General features: G+C 59.2%; 15 protein-coding genes. 6 read left to right on the top strand and 9 right to left on the bottom strand.

Translation table 11 applies throughout. The annotated features are described in order from the left end of the window. Nucleotides 1-1,276: 1,276 nt before the first annotated feature. The 8 genes from NKH83_RS30435 to NKH83_RS30400 form a co-directional block, all read right to left on the bottom strand. On the bottom strand, nt 1,277-2,167 hold the full coding sequence (locus NKH83_RS30435) for a sugar kinase (RefSeq protein WP_352808749.1): 891 nt from the start codon (nt 2,165-2,167) through the stop codon (nt 1,277-1,279). Nucleotides 2,168-2,319: 152 nt separating this feature from the next. Continuing rightward, entirely contained in the window at nt 2,320-4,401 is a 2,082-nt protein-coding gene (locus NKH83_RS30430; RefSeq protein WP_352808747.1) for an FAD-binding protein, read from the bottom strand. A gap of 203 nt (nt 4,402-4,604) precedes the next feature. After that, nucleotides 4,605-6,260 (bottom strand): GMC family oxidoreductase, encoded by a 1,656-nt coding sequence (locus NKH83_RS30425; protein ID WP_352452586.1) that lies wholly within the window; start codon nt 6,258-6,260, stop codon nt 4,605-4,607. Between the two features lie 13 nt (nt 6,261-6,273). Next, complete coding sequence (locus NKH83_RS30420; RefSeq protein ID WP_352808745.1) at nt 6,274-6,972, bottom strand: SDR family NAD(P)-dependent oxidoreductase; 699 nt, start codon at nt 6,970-6,972, stop codon at nt 6,274-6,276. Next, nucleotides 6,969-8,528 carry an aldehyde dehydrogenase family protein gene (locus NKH83_RS30415; RefSeq protein ID WP_352808744.1) on the bottom strand — a complete coding sequence of 520 codons (1,560 nt, stop codon included), beginning with the start codon at nt 8,526-8,528 and terminating at the stop codon, nt 6,969-6,971. Before NKH83_RS30415 ends, NKH83_RS30420 begins: the two co-directional genes overlap by 4 nt. Then, nucleotides 8,522-9,301, bottom strand: coding sequence for an enoyl-CoA hydratase/isomerase family protein (locus tag NKH83_RS30410; protein WP_352452582.1), 780 nt, complete (start codon nt 9,299-9,301; stop codon nt 8,522-8,524). Before NKH83_RS30410 ends, NKH83_RS30415 begins: the two co-directional genes overlap by 7 nt. Then, entirely contained in the window at nt 9,294-10,907 is a 1,614-nt protein-coding gene (locus tag NKH83_RS30405; protein WP_352808742.1) for an acyl CoA:acetate/3-ketoacid CoA transferase, read from the bottom strand. Before NKH83_RS30405 ends, NKH83_RS30410 begins: the two co-directional genes overlap by 8 nt. A gap of 153 nt (nt 10,908-11,060) precedes the next feature. Further along, nucleotides 11,061-12,107, bottom strand: a complete 1,047-nt coding sequence (locus NKH83_RS30400; protein ID WP_023721608.1) for a LacI family DNA-binding transcriptional regulator — start codon at nt 12,105-12,107, stop codon at nt 11,061-11,063. A gap of 403 nt (nt 12,108-12,510) precedes the next feature. On the opposite strand from NKH83_RS30400, the gene NKH83_RS30395 reads away from it, so the two are divergent. From NKH83_RS30395 to NKH83_RS30370, 6 genes are all read left to right on the top strand, one after another. Next, nucleotides 12,511-13,740 carry an ABC transporter substrate-binding protein gene (locus NKH83_RS30395; protein WP_352452581.1) on the top strand — a complete coding sequence of 410 codons (1,230 nt, stop codon included), beginning with the start codon at nt 12,511-12,513 and terminating at the stop codon, nt 13,738-13,740. Nucleotides 13,741-13,806: 66 nt separating this feature from the next. After that, entirely contained in the window at nt 13,807-14,694 is an 888-nt protein-coding gene (locus tag NKH83_RS30390) for a carbohydrate ABC transporter permease (protein ID WP_031194747.1), read from the top strand. Continuing rightward, nucleotides 14,691-15,524: a carbohydrate ABC transporter permease gene (locus NKH83_RS30385; protein WP_352808739.1), complete on the top strand. Its 834-nt coding sequence runs from the start codon at nt 14,691-14,693 to the stop codon at nt 15,522-15,524. The genes NKH83_RS30390 and NKH83_RS30385 overlap by 4 nt, the downstream gene beginning before the upstream one ends. Before the next feature lies 1 nt (nt 15,525). Next, the gene (locus NKH83_RS30380) at nt 15,526-15,858 is read left to right on the top strand and encodes a hypothetical protein (RefSeq protein ID WP_352808737.1); all 333 of its coding nucleotides are present in this window, start codon (nt 15,526-15,528) and stop codon (nt 15,856-15,858) included. A 2-nt stretch (nt 15,859-15,860) separates the two neighbouring features. Continuing rightward, on the top strand, nt 15,861-16,925 hold the full coding sequence (locus NKH83_RS30375; protein ID WP_352808736.1) for an ABC transporter ATP-binding protein: 1,065 nt from the start codon (nt 15,861-15,863) through the stop codon (nt 16,923-16,925). Between the two features lie 70 nt (nt 16,926-16,995). Continuing rightward, entirely contained in the window at nt 16,996-17,979 is a 984-nt protein-coding gene (locus tag NKH83_RS30370; RefSeq protein WP_352808735.1) for a Gfo/Idh/MocA family protein, read from the top strand. 109 nt (nt 17,980-18,088) lie between these two features. Here the strand turns inward: NKH83_RS30370 and NKH83_RS30365 are convergent, their stop codons facing one another. Further along, a complete protein-coding gene (locus tag NKH83_RS30365) occupies nt 18,089-19,270 on the bottom strand; it encodes an NAD(P)/FAD-dependent oxidoreductase (protein ID WP_352808733.1) in 1,182 nt (393 codons plus the stop codon). Between the last annotated feature and the right edge of the window lie 9 nt (nt 19,271-19,279).

Genomic DNA, 19,279 nt, shown 5'->3' with positions numbered 1-19,279 from the left:
CAAGCTCCTCGGCTCCTTGCTTCAGTGTCAGTATGTCTCGCTCATCACCTCAAGCCGCGCCAGATGGGGTCAGCTTGGCGCTTACAGTGGACACCCTCATCGCTGCGCCCGATCCAAAGACGCCCCGTGGTCGGCGCAAGGGACAAACTGAGGGGGTTCGCCCGCCCGAGGCAAAGCCGAAGGGGCGACGCATGATCCGCGTAAGGGGATCCGCGTCGATCCTGCACGTAGCGCAGCCGAAGGCGTAGCGGAGGAAGGACGGGGAGACCTTTTTTGCTTGCGAGGGAGAGAAGGCGGGGCCCTCTTTCCCTCTCTGAGGCAGACAAAGTCGGCCGCGATCGCGGCCGTCACTCTTTGAATAGAAAGCAGCCGTCGTCACCGGCTAGCGCCAGGACGGCTCCCGCGGTGAATGGCAAGAAGAGCTAGCGACTTACCATCACCAACTCGTATTACCCGAGCTGGCGCACTATGCTGATTGCGGGCCGTGCTGTAAACGGGCGATATCCCAATCTGGTGTATTGATGACGGCGTTCTGGCCGCGTTGGCTCCGTGCCGAAGGCATAGAGCGGTTTCGCGAAGCGACGCGCCCATATTCTGGCAGGCCCACTAGATTCGCGTCCAGTCAACCAATTCTGTTACATTGATTGGAACGAACACAGAAGATCAACGTCACTTTGGCAGGAGCAATGGCAGGACCTTTCGACGAATGGATTTCTCACCTCGGTTTACCGCAGATCGACGATCCATATATTGACAAGCCGGTCTATCGGAAAACCAGCTTCGGCGAACTGAGTTAAGCGCCGAAATCGAAAAAAAGATCAGCACCAGCCTTCGCAACGCTCGCGACCGACGGAAAATCCCGCGTTCAAAGCTAGCACCCATGCTTGGGCTCAGCGACTAGGTTTATAATCGTTACGAAAACGCGGTTTCACGGCTGACCGTCGGCCGACTACTCCACTTTTGCGAGGCGCTGAATATTTCACCGGTGGAGATCCTATACCCCGTCGTGCTGCATCTTTGCGGTGAAGACCAGGCCGAAGCGGAAACTCCCATGGCGATCGTTGAAAAGCTGGCGAATTTCGACGGGCTCACGGCTTCAAGCCATTCTGAGCTTTCTTCGTCACCTGAAGACGAAGGAGACTGATGAAGGCCGCAACGGCATCGGCCGGTATCTGGATCCCGTCTCGCCGGCGACGCACTGGTGGCCGTCGCGTCGCGACGGTGGGCATATACGAGCGTTGTTTTCCAATGCTGGTGTGGTGCAAGCTCGACAGGACTACGCAGCCATACGTGTGCGGATTTCTCTCAGATAAGGGATGGAATCGACCGCGCCGGTCTTCTCAACTGCGAGGGACGCCGCAGCACAAGCGAACCGGGTGGCCGCCTCTGGATCGCCGCAGCGCAAAAATTCAGCCAGAAAGGCACCATCAAAAGTGTCACCAGCAGCCGTCGCATCCACAAGTTGCGCTGAGTAAGCGGGTATCCGAATTCTCATATCGCCACCAGCTACAATTGCGCCTTCTTCGCCTAGGGTCAAAAGGACCGTTTTGACGCCGTGTCGAAGGAATTCGTCGCAAATGGCATCCGGATCCGATAGCCCGAGCAGGGCTTGTGCGTCCTCCATGCTCGGAAAGAGAAAGTCTATTTGTGGCAATGAAGCTGACAAGGTTTCCCACGCCGCTGCCGGCGTCCATAGACTGCGCCGCAGATTGGTATCAAAGGAAACCTTGGCACCTGCCGATCTGGCCATCTCCATCGCTGTAAACGAAGCGTCCCGGCAAGACTCGGAAATAGCCTGTGATATCCCGCTAAGATGAAGAAATGACACACCCGCGAACATGCCTGGTGCGAGATCACTGCTTGCCAGGCGGCTGGCAGCCGAGCCGGCGCGCCGATAGGAAAAGCTATGACCATCAGGACCATACTCTATGAAATAGATACCGGTTGGCGCGGCAGCATCACGGATGACATGCGTCGTTGCGATGCCTTCGTCGTGATACAGCGACCGGATACGCTCGCCCAGGCTGTCCTCCCCCAGGCGGGTTATCATCCCTGCTTTCGCGCCGGATCTGGCTGCGGCGACCGCGCAATTCGACACATCGCCGCCAATGCCCGGCTTGATCGTTCCGTCCCGCCGCCACGCCAACTCGAACAGGGGTTCACCCATGCAAACGATGTCAGCCTCTCCACCACCCATACCACACCTCATTGTCCGTCTTCGGTCGCCCTTCGGCTGGCGTTTAGGCCTCGGGTTCCCTCAGTTCCAGATATTCCATGCGGATGTTGACGACATCACGCGCACCGCGACTAGGTATCTTCTTAGTCAGAACCGAGATCAAAGATCCGGCCGGTCAGCCAATCTGGCCAATCGCGTTCGAAGAACGACCCAGCACTCTCGTCGAAGGAACGGATTGGACGTGTTGAAACCACCATTTCGACGCCGTCCAATCGGACAATGATCTGTTCACTCCGCTGGGCGTCGCGCTCCCTCCGGAAGCGATAGTCTTCCAGCGGGCCTGTCCTCGCGAGCGGAAGCGATTCACCTTCTCGATCGCATATTGCGCGGGAACCGCGGCTCCCTCCGCCTTGGCCAATGTAATGGTCCAAAGCGGTAAGCACCGCTTCGGAAGCTAGCGCCATTTGCCGCCATTGTATTGACCGCACCGCCTCAGCAGGTCGTTTGTACCTAATGCCATTTGCGCGAATGCTTACATTGAGGCTTCGAGCTTCTGCGAGGGCCTGGCTTACCCGCTCGCCGTCGCAGATCATACCGGCCGCATCGCTCATCCGCGCCTGGATCGTGGAACGCGCCGACTTGATCGTCAGCGAGCTGTCGGGGCGCATGATCGTGAAGAGCGCTGCGATGCCCGCTTGCGCAGCTCGGGCAATGTCGACCTTCGGCGCTACTTTTGCTTTGCCGCTGGCTGCAATGTGCTCGGCCGCTCGGGTGCCAAAGACCTGCCCGGCATTAAGCGCGGCTCCGCCGGGCCGCGTCACGCCGTGCGTACCAGCGGCCTCTCCGATCGCATAGCAGCCGGCAAGGCTACTGCGCCCCCAAACGTCCACCATGATGCCGCCGTTCATGTGCTGGTTGTTGACGGCGAACTCCAACGGTTCCTTGGTTATGTCTATCTTGTAGCGACGATAGAGTTCGATCGCGAGCGGGTTCATGTGCTTCAACCGCTCGATTGGCAAATGTTGACCCGCGCCGGCATTGCCGAGATAGGAACTCACGTCGTCGTCCAACCGTTCGAGGGAGAACGGCAGATCGCCGGGCATGGGCAGCGGATTCCGGTTGAAGTCCATGAACACGCGCCGCCCCGCTGCGGACTCGCGATAGATCGCAACATCTATGAGACTCGAGCTGAAATCGAGCATCCGCGTGGCATGAAAAGGCCATTGATATCCCTTGCGGAACAGGTTGGAGGCCATCTCCTGTGTGCTGCGATAATACTGGGCAAGGAAGGGGTGCTCATTGCCCTCCGCGTCAATCGAATAGACATGCGGAATTGCCTGGACATAGGTGCCGGACAGATTCCAGGGAAAACCCTCCCGGCGCGTGCCTATACCGAACTGGCTCTCCGTAAGGTTGACCAATTCGATACCAGCTTCGAGCGCAAGGCCGAGCGACCCGAAGCAGCCGTTGGGATAGACACTATCACGATAAAGTTCGCCGGGACCGCCCGCGGCAAGCACAAGGACCGAGCACTCGAACAGGGCAAGGCCGAAGGCGTTTGTTGTTGTTCGGTCGTTGGGGCGCATCGTAAGAATGCCGGCGACGTGCCGATCCGTCCCCTCCCCGCAGGTGAGGATTTTGGCAGCCGTAGTGTGGTTATAGAACGGAACATCAAGACGGATCGCCTCTTCGGCAAGCACCTTGACCATCAGACGTGACGTGCGTGGACCGCAACTGGTGGCACGACCCACCTCGTCGTGGTCGGTCTTGTATCTGAGAGTGCCGCCCAGCGCGTCCTGAGGCAGTGGAAGGCCAAGAAACTGTAGCGAGGCCATCATGCGAGACGAGCCCACGGCCTCCACATAGGCAATATCCTCATCCATCGCGCCACCGGCGCGTATTGCTCGCGCCATCGCCTTGTAGTTATCTCCCTGATCCGCACTGTTGGCCGTATGCAGCGTCTGCTTGTCAGAGCCGGAACAGGCCGACGTTCCACCCCAAGCGCTTTGACTGACGATAACCACCTCTTTCCCACGCCGCCTTAATTCCACCGCCGCACGCAGCCCCGCCGCACCGGAACCGACCACTACACAACAGCATCGATAGACCGGGACTTGAAGGTCGCCGTGGACCATTGTACCGGACGGAGCGGTCTCCGACCGTAGTCGCGGCATATCGACATCGGTCATGGCGTCGAGAATGTGCTGCGGGACGTCAATCGTCATAAGACTGCTAAGATCCTTGTGTCATCAGGGAGCGCATTTTTGCCAGTGATTCATCACCATGAAATGCCAACCGGATGTGTCAGCACGAATTTGGCCGATCACTGCGTGCATGCGCGGGATATCTTGGCCGACCAGAACAGCCGGAAATCGTAACATTCGCCCCATTTCCCTGCTCACTTCGTGGCGGCGGATCATGAGTGCACCTATTGAATGTTGGTGCGTGCGCGGGGGCGCGCGTCGTTGCGTTCATGCTCGAAAAGAGCCGGCGGAAGCGGGGCACGATTGCGTATTATGTCGGATCCCTTCTCGCCCACCATGATCGTCGGAGCATTGGTGTTGCAGGACGGCACCCGCGGCATGACTGAGGAGTCGCAAACGCGTAATCCCTCCAACCCATGGACCTTGAGATCGAGCCCGACGACGGCCATGGAATCGAAACCCATCTTGCACGTGCCGACCGGGTGGTGATCGGTCTTGGCATTGGCGCACCCGTAAATGAACAAGTCTTCGTCCGTCACGGCCTTTGGTCCAGGCAGGCGCTCGGCCATCACGAAAGGTTCCAGGGCGGCCTGCTGCATGATCTCCCGGGCGATCTTCAGGCCCTCAATCGACATTTTCCGGTCGTGCGGGTCTTCCCAATAGTTGGGGTCGATCAGCGGGGCCGCCGAAGGATCGGCGGAAGAAAGTCTAACCGTGCCGCGAGAGCGCGGGTGCAGATAGGCGGAGTTCAGCGTCACACCGGCGCTCTTCAGCCGCTCGACTCCCGCCTCGATCCCGGAGCCCAGGCCGAGGTGGAACTGGACGTCGGGCGAGCGGGCCTCGGGGTCCGCATACCAAAAACCACCCGTCTCGAAGAGCGAGGAGGCGACCGGACCAGTGCGGAAGAGTACGTACTGGATACCGGCCCAGAGGGTGCGGTGCAGCTTCGCCACGTTGTCATAGGTGTGGTCGCCGGTGCATTCGCAAATGACGAACAGGTCGAGATGGTCCTGCATGTTCGAGCCAACCCCCGGTAGGTCGTGTTTCACCTGAACTCCGACAGATTTAAGATGATCGATCGGGCCGATGCCCGACTGCAGGAGTAACTTAGGCGACCCTATGGCGCCGGAGGAGACGAGTACTTCGCGTTCCGCCCGGATCGCTTCGATGCCCTTCGCAGTCACGACCTCCACGCCCACGGCGCGGGTGCCTTCCAGCACGATGCGGGCGACGCGAGCGCCGGTGCGGATCGAAAGGTTTCTCCGACCCTTGATCGGCGACAGATAGGCCATTGAGGCGGAGGAGCGACGGCGATTGCGTTGCGTAAGCTGGTAGAAGCCGACGCCGGCCTGCTGGCGACCGTTGAAGTCGTGGTTGTAGGGAATGCCGAGTTCCTGGCCGGCGCGGATATACGCGTCGCAGATCGGGAGATTCGAGACTGGCATGGAGACGCCGAGCGGCCCGCCATAGGAATGGTAGTCGTCGGCAAAACGCTGGTTGTCCTCAGCGCGCTTAAAATAGGGCAGGATTTCCCGATAGCTCCAGCCTTCGCAGCCGTCGTCTGTAGCCCAGAGATCGTAGTCGGCTGCATTGCCGCGCGTATAGAGCTGTGCATTGATTGAAGAACCTCCGCCGATCACCTTCGCCTGCGTATAGCGCAGCACTTGGCCTTTCATGTGCTTCTGCGGCACGGTTTCCCAGGCCCAACTCGCCACGCCCTTGGTCATCTTGGCGAAGCCCGCCGGCATGTGGAACAGCGGGTTCCAATCTCCGCCGCCAGCCTCCAGCAACAACACGCGCACGGCCGGATCTTCAGAAAGCCGGTTCGCGAGCACGCAGCCGGCAGGCCCGGCTCCGGTGATGATGTAGTCGAAGCCCATTCTGTTGCTCCCTTCAGAGGCGTGGAATTGAAGAGCCCCCGTCGGCTTCGATGATCGTTCCCGTCGCAAAACCCAAATCGCCGGAAGCGAGTGCCGTGCAGATTTTGCCGAGGTCTGCTGCTTCTTCCCCCCGCTCGATGCCGGGCCGCACCTCAAATACTGATACTCCCGTATCCATGATATGAAATGCCACCCCCTGGTAGAATGCCGCCAGCTCGGCCTTGCTGATGCAATAGTCCGCGCGTTCGGGCGAACTTACCTCGGGTGAGACCGACGTGATGTTGATGATGGACCTGGGTACATCCGCCGCGCTCCTCACGAGCATTGCCTTGACCACAGCAAGCGTAAAGAACACCGTTCCCCTTAGGTCCATCGCGATCGTCTTATCGAAGTCCGCCGGCACCAGGTCGAGGAAGTCACCTGGTACGACTGCCATGGAGCCATTGCTAACAAGGCAATCGACACGACCAAATCGCGAAAGGACGCCCGTTACCGTTTCTTCATGTCGGGAAACATCAGCGATATCGGACTGCAGATAGGCGGCTGCCACGCCATAGGATTCTAGTTTTGCGACAGCATCCTGCCCGTTGTCGGGACTCGCGACCCCAGTGATCGCCACATTGTATCCCGCTTTTGCAAAGGCGGTCGCAATTCCGAGATCGATGCCGTGGCTGCCAGTGACGATGGCGACGGGTCGTGTGGTCGTCTTCATTCGGCGAGGTCCCGGTCGGTGCGTTGGCCAGGCCAATTTTCCTGTCGCGGCATCCACCAATTGGTGCGGCCTCCGATGTGCATGTTGAGTGTTTTTGTTTCGGTGTAGTCCTCGACCGCGCGGCGTCCGAGTTCGCGACCGAGCCCGGATTGCTTGTAGCCACCGAACGGGAGCTCGGAGGCGCCATCCATGAAGGTGTTCATCCACACCGTTCCTACCCGCAAGCTGCGCCCGAATGTCAGGCACGTATCGAAATCGCGGCTCCACACACTGGCGGAAAGGCCGTAATCGATGGAATTGGCGATCTCGACGGCTTCCGCCGCCGTTTCAAAGGTGAGAACTGAAAGTACGGGGCCGAAGACCTCCTCACGTGCGATTTCCATATCCGGCATGACCGCCTCGAGGATTGTCGGCGACATAAAATGCCCCATCCCGAGATCGAGTTGATCGCCCCCGTGAACAACCTTCGCGCCGCTATTCTTTGCACTGGCGACGTAGCCCGCGATCTTCTCCAAATGCTGAGGCGTAATGATCGCGCCGACCTGCGTCGCTGGGTCCAGCGGATCGCCAACCTTCACGTATTTCGCAAGCTCTGCAACACGCTTGACCACATCCGACGCGATGCTCTTATGGAGGATTAGCCGCGAGCCGGCGTTGCAGCATTCGCCCGCATTGAAATAAGCGCCGAAGACGGCGGCGTCGATGAAGGAGTCGAGGTCCGCATCCGGGAATACGATCTGCGGATTCTTGCCGCCGAGTTCCAATGAAACCTTTTTGAGGGTCTGCGCTGCATTCGTCATGGTGAGCTTTCCGACGCCGGTCGAGCCGGTGAACGAAACTATGTCGACCGCAGGATGGGACGTCATGATCGCGCCGACTTCGGGACCCGTGCCGGTGACGATGTTCACGACGCTGTCCGGGACGCCCGCTTCCTCAAGGATCTCGCCGAGAACGAGCGTCGAACCCGATGTCAGCTCTGAGGGCTTAACGACGCATGTACAGCCGGCGGCGAGCGCAAAGGGCAGTTTCTGGCTTAGGATCAGGAATGGAAAGTTCCACGGCGTTATGATGGACACGACGCCGATCCCCTCGCGCAGAACGACGCCTAGTGTGTTCTGCCCAAGCGAATTGTAGCTCTCGCCGTGCAGGTCGCGGGCAAGCGCAGCGGCATAGCGCCAGATGTCGACAGCGCCGGCGATCTCGCCGCGCACCTGAGTTATTGGCTTGCCGCCCTCGATGCAGTCGAGATAGGCGAGGTCTTCGGCGCGGGCCTCGATGAGATCGGCGGCCTTCAGCAGAACCCGCGAGCGCTGCGACGCCGTCGTGTGCGGCCACCGGCCGTGGTCGAATGCCTTTCGCGCCGAGGCGATGGCGCGCTCGGCATCCATCCTTGTCGCCGCCTGGTAGCGGCTTACGACGATGCCGTGGCTCGGCGCGTTCCGGTCGATCGTCCGGCCTTCTACGCCGGCCGTCCATCTGCCGTCGATCAGCATCTCGAAGCCGCGCACGGGCGCGTCGGCAAGCGCTGTTGGCCTGATCTCTAACGTCATCACCATTCTCCCTTGAAGACCGCCGCGCGCTTCTGCGAGAAGGCGGCGACGCCTTCCTTGAGATCCCCAGTCTTGGCGGCCAGAATCGAGCCGAGCGCTTCGACCGCCGAACCATTGTCCTCGCCATTCGCGACGGCGATCATTAGCTTCGATATCTCGACGGCCGCCGGTCCCCGCGTCGCGACCCGCGCCGCGTAGGCCTTCGCCTCGATGACGGCAGCGCCGCTGTCCACGACGGCGTCGACCAGTCCGTACTTGAGGGCTTCCTCGGCGGAGAACGTCTCACCTCCCAGGACCATGCGGCGAACGATCTGCGCGCCGAAGCGCCTCACTAGGCGCTGCGTGCCCGACCATCCCGGTATCATGCCGAGCCCGGTCTCCGGCAGGCCGATGCGGATATGTTGTTCCGCGATGCGGAAGTCGGCTGCGGCCGCGAGTTCCAGGCCGCCGCCGAGCGCGTGGCCGTTGAGTGCGGCGATCACCGGCATGCGCAGGGTCGCCAGACGCTCGAAGACGCGATGGCCGAAGCGGACCCAGGCATGGCCGAACTCGTTCGCCTGCATGGCGCCCCAAGCTTTGATGTCGCCACCGGCGCTGAAGGCTCTGCCTTCGCCGGTAAGCACCACCGCGCGGACATCGGTCATCGCCTCGACCTCGTCGCAGATGGCGGCCAATGCCTTCAGCATGTCAATATCGAAGGCGTTGAGCTTCTCGGGTCGAGCGATCGTGACGGATGCGACCGCGCCTTCGGCGGCAAGCCTCATGTGCGCGTCAGCCATTACATGCCCCCGCCAAGCTACGGGCCGGCTTCACGGCAAGCGACAGGCCGATCGGCCTGTCGACGAAGAGCGCGCCGTCCATGACTTTTAGGGTGTCGGACACGATCAGCGGAAACTCCGACTGTTCAAGAATGCCGGTGTTGAGATCGATGCCCGGCGCAATTTCAGTCAGCACGACGCCGTCCGGCGTCAGTCTCATCACGCCGCGCTCGGTGACATAGGTGATATCCTGGCGCTGGTCGATGGCTCGCCTGCCCGAAAAGGTGACGTGCTCGACCTCTTTGACGAGCTTCCTAAGCTTGCCCTCCTTCTCTACAACGACCTTGCCGTCCTCGACAGCGAGCTTGGCGCCGGCATTGAACATGCCGGAGAAGACGATCTTCCTCGCCCTTGCCGTAATGTCGACGAAGCCGCCGGCGCCCGCCGTGATATGAGGGCGGAACGAGAGCTTTGACACGTTGACGGAGCCGTCGCGGCCTATCTCTAGGAATGACAGCAGCGAGGCGTCGAAACCTGCCCCTTGGAAATATGTAAACTGGTAGGGCGAGGGCATGAAGGCGTCGGCATTCGCGGCGCAGCCAAAGGCGAAGTCAAGCAGCGGCACGCCCCCGACCGCCCCCTGTTCGATGACCCAAGTGACCGCGCCGTGCAGCCCTTCCTCCAGGAGAATGCGTGGGACGTTGGCCGAAATCCCGAAGCCGAGATTGACGGCGCTGCCCGCCTCGAGTTCCTGCGCGACGCGCCGCGCGATTATCTTCTGGATGTTGAACTCCGGCACGCGAAAACTTTCGAGCGGCCGAAAAATCTCACCCGAGATTGCAGGGTCGTAGAGCGTCTGCGTTGTCTGTTTCTGGTCGGGATCGACGACGACGTAGTCGACGAGAATTCCGGGCACTCGCACGTCATGCGGCCTCATCGATCCGTCCTTGGTGATGCGCTTCACCTGCGCGATGACGATGCCGCCATTGTTGTGGGCCGCGAGCGCTTGGTCGAGGCCGCCGAGATACGCGCCTTCGTGTTCGTAGGTCAAATTGCCGCGCTCGTCCGCCGTCGTGGCACGGATGATCGCTACCTGCGGCGCGATTGCCTCGAAGTAGAGGTACTCCTCACCGTAGAATTGGATTTTGCTCACCACGGGCCGGGCTTCCGCGGCCGCATTCATCGCGCAGCCCTGGCGGTTCGGGTCGGCGAAGGTGTCGAGCCCGATCTTGGTGATAACGCCCGGGCGCTTCGCGGCCGCTTCGCGGTGCATGTCGAAGAGCACTCCGGAAGGGATGTTGTACGCCGCCACGTCGTTGCTTGCGATCATTTGCCAAATGAGGGGCGGCTCGGCGGTGGAAGGACCTGAAGGGTAGGAGCCGCCGATGATGGTCTTCAAGAGGCCTTTTTGGGCTATGTAATCGACGCCGTTGATGCCGCTCATGTCGCCCGCGGCAATCGGGTGGAGCGTGGTCAGGTCGCGCGGATGCCCGGCGGCCTCGAAGCGTTCGCCGATCGCCTTCAGCATCAGGTCCGGGCAACCGAGCCCGCTCGAGGACGAGACCGACACGACAGCGCCATCCGGAATGAGGGCGGCGGCTTGGGCGGGGGTGATGTGCTTGCTCATTGCGGGATGCTCAAAGTCCTGGTTCGACGCGCATATGTCTTGGCGCGCCCAACACTGGAACTGACGACTGATACGACCTGCCTCGGCTTCCCCGCATACCAGTGACCCACTCGCGCGCGATCATGCTCGCACCGATCAATGCCCATCGAACCGTCATCCTAACTTCCCCTCTGGTTTGCTCTGGCCAGTTCCACAACTCTGGCGGACGACCAGCCTGACCGCCGCAATGATGTTCTCCGCATCTGCTTTTCCCGCATTGATCTGCTTCAGAAGGAGGTGTGCGGCGCGCCTGCCCATAGCTTGCGGATCGACCGAGATCGTCGTCAGGGCCGGAACCGCCGTTTTCGCCTCGATAACGTCGTCGAAACCTACCACCGCGAAGTCCCGCCCCGGTTCCATGCGCCGAGCGCGCAATCCATCACACACGCCAAACGCCACCGCGTCATTGAAGCAGACGGCCCCGGTCGGTCGATCGCTGATGGTCATCGCACGTCCGATGGCTTCCACGCCACCTGCTCTCGAGGGAATGGACGGAACAACTAACTCCTCATCGAACTTAAGACCACTTTCGTCCATCGCTTTGCGGTAACCAGACCGTCGCTCGGCAAACACAGCCGTATCTGGAAAGCCTCCCAAAAAAGCGATCCGGCTATGCCCTAGCGACACCAAATGCTTGACCGCCATCGCCACGCCGCCAACGTTATCAGACACAATCGACGACATTCTCGCGCCGGGCAGGCTGCGGACTACCACAACCACCGGGATCCCTGACGCCACGAGCGGCTTGAAGTCTGCTGCATCGGTGGCGCGGGCCGGCGAAACGATAAGCCCCGAAATTCCATGCTCACGCATCGAGGCAACCACCTCTCGCTGCCGGTCGGTATTTTCACTCGTATTTGAGAGGAACTGGACGAAGCCCGCCGACTGGACGACCGTGTCGACCCCTACGGCCAACTCTGCAAAGAAGCTGTTTGTAAGATCGTTCACCACGACACCGATGATGCCCGATCTGGCGCTCGCCTGTCGAAGGTTTGCGGCACCCCGGTTGTAGACATACCCCAACTCGCGCATTGTCGCGTTGACCTTGGAACGCGTCGCTTCCTTCACCAGAGGCGAGCCCTGCAAGACCAACGAAACCGTGGACTTGGAAACGCCTGCGGCTTTGGCGATGTCGATGACAGTCAGTCTCGCCTTTGACATCGCAACCTCGGTCTTCTCAAATTAGGCTTCAAACAATTGGAACGTTCCTAGCTTGTCAAGCGGAATTTTATCTAATGGGAGCGCCTGTCACCCGCCGCTTTTGTCATTGCGCCCCCGATCGTGTGCCATAAAGCCCCATATTTGCAGTCCTTTGGGTAGATCTGGCTTGAAGCGGTGCAGATCTGGGCTCGATGGGCAAGGGAAAATAGTTGTTGCAATTTAGAACGTTCCAATTTATTGAGTTAATCCGTGCGATCACGCCGGTCACGCGCGGCGTCCACAAACACCGGAGCGGTGTCGATCCATCGCTTGATCGTAGTCGGTGGAGGAGGTGGTCCATTCGAAGCCGGCACGGCCGGCGGCGAGGATATCAAGCCAAACAAACTGAACAGGGAGTGAATGGATGATACGCAACGTCATGAAGTCGGCCGTCCTCGCAGCGGCCACAGCGATGTTCGCCGCGGGTTCGGCCAACGCGGAGCAGGTCGTGCTAAAATTCTGGGACAACCAGCGGGCCGAATCCGATTTCAATCAGAATCAGCAGAACGCCTTGAAGCGCTTCGAGAAGGAAAACCCCGAAATCAAAGTAGAGCTTACCACAATACCATATTCGGAGTACCAACAGCGGTTGTTGACGGCGGTACAGGGCGGTAATGCGCCTGATGTAGCCACCCTGGATCAAATCTGGATGGGCGCCTTTGCTCAAGCCGGCGCAATTACGGCTCTCGACGACCAAGTCAAGACTTCCGGTCTTACGGGCGACACTTTCTTCAAAGGAGCCTGGGACTCGAACGTTTCTGACGGCAAGCTCTGGGGAATCCCCATCAACGTGGACGTTTGGTCCTTCACCTACTACAACAAGGCACTCCTCAAAGAGGCTGGCGTTGATCCTGCCTCGCTAAAGACCTTTGAGGGATTGAAGGCAGCGGCGCCGAAGCTTACGGACAAGTCCAAGGGCCGCTACGGCATTGGCTTGTTCGGCCACAAGGGGGAAGACACGGTCGTCGTTCTCGATACTTTCATCTTCTCCAATGGCGGTAAAGTCTTGGATGAGAAGGGCAAATGCGCGCTCACCAGCCCTGAAGCGGTCGGGGCATTGAGTTACCTGCAGTCACTGGTGCCATATGCGCCGCAGGGCATCATGAACGCCAGTTCCGCAACGATGCGCGAACTTTTTCTAAACGGATCTCTTGCAACGGAGTTCTGGCCCGCGCTGGAGCAGCCGACTCTGCAGAAGTCCAAACTTGACTGGGATTTCGTTGTAGGGAATGCGCCCGAAGGTAAGACGGCGATTGGCACGTATGGTGGGTGGAACCTTGCCATCTTTGAAGCTTCCCAGCACAAGGAAGCCGCTTGGAAACTCATCCAGTTCCTAACCCGCGAAGACGTGAACGGCGATGTTGTCGAACTTGTCCCGGCAAACATGAAGGCCGCAAAAAGCTTTTTGGCGGCAAACCGCAAAGGTGCGGATCTCATCATCCCTCATCTCGAGAATGCCTCACCCCGGCCGTTGTCACCTCGCTATCTCGAAGTCGCCGACATCGAGGTGACTCTAGCGCAGGATGTATTTTCCGGAATGGATCCGCAGAAGGCAGCCGGCAAGGCCTGCACTGCTATCGACGCCCTTAACTAGTCACCAGGACTAAGCCGGGCTCGGGCTTTGCCCCGAGCCCGGCCCTCTCTATCGGGAAATGACACAATGTCCCATCGTGAACGCTGGATGGCCTGGATTTTCGTAGCTCCGGCGCTGCTGCTGGTCGGCGCACTTATGTATTACCCGATGATCGGCACCATAATTGAAAGCCTTTATTCGACCTCCTTCATCAACCCGGTGCCGAAGTTCCAGGGGCTTGCAGCGTATTACAAGATCTTGGCCGATCCGATCTTCGGTCAAGTAGTGTGGAACTCCCTCATTTGGACTGTCTTTGTGGTAGCACTGCAGAATGTGTTCGGCTTGCTGGTCGCACTGCTGCTCAATCAGCAGATGCCTGGCCAGGGACTTATGCGGTCGTTGGTGCTTTTGCCTTGGGTCCTCCCCGGCGTAGTGGCCGCCATCCTTTGGCGATTCATGTATGACCCGCAACTCGGTTTGGTGAACTCGTTACTTATTAGCCTGGGACTGATCGACCACGGTACCGCTTGGCTGGCGGAAACGTCGACAGCCATGGGCTCGATCATTATGGCGGCCGTATGGAAAGGGTTCCCCTTCTCGGCGATCGTCTACTTAGCGGCCCTGCAGACGGTCGACCAAGAGCAGGTCGAGGCCGCCAAGATAGACGGAGCGGGAGCGACTAGGCGCCTGTTTGACGTTGTGCTCCCCGGAATCAAAGACGTGATCGCCATCAATCTCCTCCTTACCACTATCCTCACTTTCAATTACTTCGACATAATCTGGGTGATGACAAACGGTGGCCCACAGAATGCCACAGCCATCTTCCCAACCCAGATCTACGAACTCGGTTTCGGACAATTTCGCTTTGGCGAAGCCGCTGTATATGGCGTTTTTTCAATCTTGGTCCTGGCGCTGCTGATAATGGTCTATTTCGGCGTTTTGTCGCGCGGCCGGCATAGGGGGAAGGCGTCATGAAAACCCGTTCCCACAGGAGCCGCCAAGCCGCACTGCTGGCCCTCAACGTCGTATTGGCGCTGATAATCCTGGTGCCCTTCTTTTGGATGGTTTCAGTGTCGTTGAAGCCGGCGGCCGAGCCTTTTTCCATTCCCGCCAGGCTGTGGCCGGAGAACCCGACCTTCGACAACTACGTCACTGCATTCCGGCCGGAGTTCCGAACCTATTTTATGAATTCGGTCATCGTTTCACTGTCCACCGTCATCATCACCGTTTCGTTAGCCCTGCTGGCCGCCTATGCATTTACGCGCACCCACGTCCGCCTACTTATCATCGCCATGACGCTGGTGATCGTCACGCAGATGTTCCCGGCCAGCGCCATCATCATCCCGATCTACAAGATGATGAAGGGGGCCAACCTACTCAACACATATACGTCGTTGATCCTCGCCTACGTCACCGTAACCTTGCCGGTGGCGATCTGGATGCTGCGTGGCTTCATGGCCAATTTGCCGCTGACACTCGAAGAAGCGGCGGCGATCGATGGGGCCGGGCCGTTCAGAACTTTTTTCGAGATAATCGTGCCGCTTTGCCGGCCGGGGATAGTCGCCACTGCAGTCTTTGTGCTTATCGTCACCTGGCAGGAGTTCCTCTTTGCGCTCTCCTTTACCTCGACCAAGGAGATGCGCACGCTGCCAGTTGGAGTGAATGACTTTATCGGCCAGTACGGCATCCGCTACGGAGAGCTCATGGCCTCATCCGTGATGATCTCCATGCCGGTGGTCGCTGTCTTCTTCTTTCTGCAACGACAGTTCGTAGCAGGCCTGACGGCCGGCGCGGTGAAGGGCTGACGTGTCGGATATCATGCTCTTGGATATTCCTGAGCCCAGCATCGCGTTGCTGACGTGGGACTGGCTGGAGAAGCTGAACGTAGTGCCCTCTGATCCAGACGTGCATGTGCATATTCTCACCGGTACTGACGTTGGCGCCTTAGCACTTGGCACCGACGTCGCCGGCTACATGGGCCGACCTGAGCGGGAGTTCATGGAGTTTCAGTTTGCTCGATGCGGGCTGAACGACCGTCGGAGGCGTTCCCAAAACCGACCATCGCCGTCAACGATTTATCGTGACAAATACTCCACAGCTATGACTGCTGTCCGTAGCATCGTCCACGAAGGGATATGATCTTGGCCTCCGTAACGTTGTCATCCGTATCTAAATTTTGGGGCTCCTTTGTCGCCGTGGAAAAGATCTCGCTCGCCATGGCCGATGGCGAGTTCATCGTGTTGCTCGGGCCCTCTGGCTGTGGCAAGTCCACCACAATGCGCATGATCGCCGGGCTCGACGACCCGAGCGCTGGCGAGATTCGCATAGGCGATCGTGTGGTCAACGATTTGCCCCCGGGTAAACGCGATCTCGCCATGGTGTTCCAGAACTATGGCCTCTATCCGCATATGACCGTGGCGGACAATATTGGTTATCCGCTCAAAGTCGCAGGTGTGAACCGTGAGGAACGCGAGCGCCAGGTACGCGCCGCCGCCGAGCGCGTCGAACTCGGCGGGCTTCTAGAGCGCAAACCCGGTCAACTGTCCGGCGGGCAAAGACAGCGCGTGGCGCTCGGTCGTGCCATCGTACGCACGCCCAAACTGTTTTTGATGGACGAACCTCTGTCCAATCTCGACGCCAAGCTGCGCGTCTATATGCGCGCGGAATTGAAGCACCTGCAGCGCGACCTCGGTACCACTACGATCTATGTGACGCACGACCAGGTCGAAGCGATGACGCTGGCTGACCGTGTCGCCGTGATGGCGAACGGCAAACTACAGCAGGTCGGCACACCCCTCGACATCTACAACACGCCGGCAAACGTCTTTGTTGCCGGCTTCCTCGGCAATCCACCCATGAACCTGCTTCCGATAGCAATTGCCGACGGACGGGTGCAGGACTCCGAGTTGACGCTTGCGGCTCCGGCCGGCGTGAACGGCGCGATCACCGTCGGCCAGCGACCCGAAGATATGCGGCTCAGCGAAACAGACGCGGGTAATATGGCCGGCGAGGTTTATACCACCGAACTATTGGGCGACAGCACGCTGGTCACCGTAAAGGTCGGCAAAAACTTGGTCGCCGTGAAGACCGACAAAAATACCAAGGTGCACATGGGAGAAAACGTCGGCATCCGCTTCGATCCGAAACATCTGCATTTCTTCGACACGACCAGCGGCACGCGGGTCGCGTTCGACGCAAGTAGGTGAGGCTAGTCAATATCTCATGCAGCGTGACACCTACAAAGTTGAATTCACAGTCGAGCCTTGAGGTAAGATAATGAACGCCGAATTGCGTTGGGGGATTCTAGCGACCGGCTGGATTGCTGATCTCTTTGTCCAGGATTTGCAGCTTGCCGGTCATCGTGTCTCGGCTGTCGGCTCTCGAACACAGGCAGGAGCCGACAAGTTCGCCAACCGTTTCAGTATTCCCAACGCGCACGCCAGCTACAAGGACCTTTTGTCGGACCCGGAGGTCGATATTATCTATGTGGCTACACCCCATCCGATGCACGCCGACAACGCGCTTAAGGCGCTGACCGCCGGCAAGCACGTGCTTATCGAAAAGCCATTCACGATCAATGCACGGGAAGCGCGCAATGTCGTTGATTTCGCCTCTGCGAAAAACCTGGTCGTGATGGAGGCGATGTGGACGCGCTTCCTTCCTCATATGGTGCGCATCCGGGAGATCATCGCATCAGGAGTGCTTGGAAAGATCTATTCGGTGATCGCCGATCATACTCGTGACCTTCCTGGCGATCCCAATCATCGGCTCAACGCTCTGGAACTCGGCGGAGGCGCCCTGCTTGATCTCGCCATTTACCCCATTTCGTTCGCCTTTGACGTGCTCGGAGAGCCTGAACACATCGTTTCGATGGCTCGGATTGAGGAGACAGGAGTGGACGCTGAGGTAGCAACTATCTTCCAACACGCCGGCGGGGCTTTGTCTACCACCATCTCCAGTCTCGACAACACCGGACCCAATGTTGCATCGATCCTCGGCACCGAGGGGAGAGTTGAGATTGCATCTACCTGGTATTCGCCAACTTCATTTCGCCACATTGACAAGAATGACAGGGTGATAGAAGAGTATTCGTCGTCGGTAGCAGGACGTGGCATGCAATATGAAGCTGCCGAAATGGAGAGGCTTGTGACGGCCGGAAAATTGTCCGGTGAGATCATGCCTGCTAACGAGACCGTGTCGATAATGCAATCACTTGATACGATCAGGGCGCAAATCGCACTGCGCTATCCGAACGAATAGAGCATTTTAGTTGATTTCGGTCGAGAAGTGCTGGAGCGGATGCCGCGACGACGGCCGCGGACCGCACCTTGGCTTGGGCTGGTAGACCTCCGGCGGCTTTATTACTTGATTACTTGAGCAAGCCCTTGATCCTAAAGTCAGGGTCTATCAGCGAGCTGGCCGCAACCACAGTTCCGCGCTCGATGAGCTTCTCGAGAACACTCATGTTCCTCGCGACCGTGTTCCCCTGTCCTATTGCGGCGGCCGCTGAGACCCGGGCATCTTGATCGCACTGAAAGACGATGCGGACCCCACCGGAGGCTGCGCGGTGATGTATATCCCGGGTTAGATCGAACTGCCCTGCGACCTGCAGAGTCAGATCGAACTGATCCGACCAAAACCACGGGACTTTCTGGTACTCTCCACTGGCACCGAGCATGGCTGCTGCGGCATGGGCACCCTGGTCCTGTGCGGCCTTCCAGCTTTCAAGTCGCATACGGGCTCCTCGCCACTCGAAATTGCAGCAGTCGCCTGCGGCGAAGATATTGGGTTCGGAGGTTCGGAATGCGCTGTCGACAACAATCCCGTTATCCACGAACAGACCGGCCTTTTCGGCGAGCTCGGTATTAGGGATCGCCCCGACGCCAGCGATAACGGCGTCGAACTCCAGTTCAATCCCGTTGGCCAGCACAATGCGGTTCGTTCCAGCCTCGGTGACGACAGTACCAGTCAGAATCTTGACCCCTGCGGTTTCGTGCCGCGCGTGAACGATTTGGGCGATCGCCCCGGGCACGGCGCGTCCGAGAATGCGCGGTGCGGTCTCGATCACCGTAACCTCGGCACCTGCCTGCCGCGCAGTCGCGGCGAGTTCAAGGCCAATGAATCCGCCACCAATGACCCCGATGCGCGCATTGCTGCTGAACTCCAGCATAATGCGCCGCGCCTGCACATCGGTTCGTAGTGTGAGACAGCCTTCAAGGCCAGGAAACAATCTGGCACGGGCTCCCGTCGCAAGGAGCAACTGATCATAGGTCAAGAGCGTGCCATCGGCGAGGTGAATCTCCCGCCTCTCAGGCACCAGAGACTCGACCAGCGCACCACGTCGGAGTTCGATCCCTGCTCCGGGATAGGCATCTTCGGCACGAATGGCCTTGGGATTGGCTAGCATCGTCTTGGATAACGGCGGTCGTTCATATGGCAGAGCTTTCTCTGCAGTCAGCAACGTTACCGACCCTTGAAAACCAAGTTCCCGCAACGTGAATGCGGCGCGGACACCGCATTCTCCGGCGCCGACAATAGCTATCTCTGCCATGCGGTCCTT

The sequence above is a fragment of the Mesorhizobium sp. M0909 genome (assembly GCF_040319515.1).
Lineage (GTDB): Bacteria > Pseudomonadota > Alphaproteobacteria > Rhizobiales > Rhizobiaceae > Mesorhizobium.
Note: the sequence above shows the minus strand (reverse complement) of the source record. Positions and strands in the feature narration are given on the sequence as shown.

Bases quoted from the DNA above. Each gene is read 5' to 3' on its own strand.
- NKH83_RS30435 (WP_352808749.1), bottom strand. From the start codon at position 2,167: ATGGGTGAACCCCTGTTCGAGTTGGCGTGGCGGCGGGACGGAACGATC.
- NKH83_RS30430 (WP_352808747.1), bottom strand. From the start codon at position 4,401: ATGACGATTGACGTCCCGCAGCACATTCTCGACGCCATGACCGATGTC.
- NKH83_RS30425 (WP_352452586.1), bottom strand. From the start codon at position 6,260: ATGGGCTTCGACTACATCATCACCGGAGCCGGGCCTGCCGGCTGCGTG.
- NKH83_RS30420 (WP_352808745.1), bottom strand. From the start codon at position 6,972: ATGAAGACGACCACACGACCCGTCGCCATCGTCACTGGCAGCCACGGC.
- NKH83_RS30415 (WP_352808744.1), bottom strand. From the start codon at position 8,528: ATGGTGATGACGTTAGAGATCAGGCCAACAGCGCTTGCCGACGCGCCC.
- NKH83_RS30410 (WP_352452582.1), bottom strand. From the start codon at position 9,301: ATGGCTGACGCGCACATGAGGCTTGCCGCCGAAGGCGCGGTCGCATCC.
- NKH83_RS30405 (WP_352808742.1), bottom strand. From the start codon at position 10,907: ATGAGCAAGCACATCACCCCCGCCCAAGCCGCCGCCCTCATTCCGGAT.
- NKH83_RS30400 (WP_023721608.1), bottom strand. From the start codon at position 12,107: ATGTCAAAGGCGAGACTGACTGTCATCGACATCGCCAAAGCCGCAGGC.
- NKH83_RS30395 (WP_352452581.1), top strand. From the start codon at position 12,511: ATGATACGCAACGTCATGAAGTCGGCCGTCCTCGCAGCGGCCACAGCG.
- NKH83_RS30390 (WP_031194747.1), top strand. From the start codon at position 13,807: ATGTCCCATCGTGAACGCTGGATGGCCTGGATTTTCGTAGCTCCGGCG.
- NKH83_RS30385 (WP_352808739.1), top strand. From the start codon at position 14,691: ATGAAAACCCGTTCCCACAGGAGCCGCCAAGCCGCACTGCTGGCCCTC.
- NKH83_RS30370 (WP_352808735.1), top strand. From the start codon at position 16,996: ATGAACGCCGAATTGCGTTGGGGGATTCTAGCGACCGGCTGGATTGCT.
- NKH83_RS30365 (WP_352808733.1), bottom strand. From the start codon at position 19,270: ATGGCAGAGATAGCTATTGTCGGCGCCGGAGAATGCGGTGTCCGCGCC.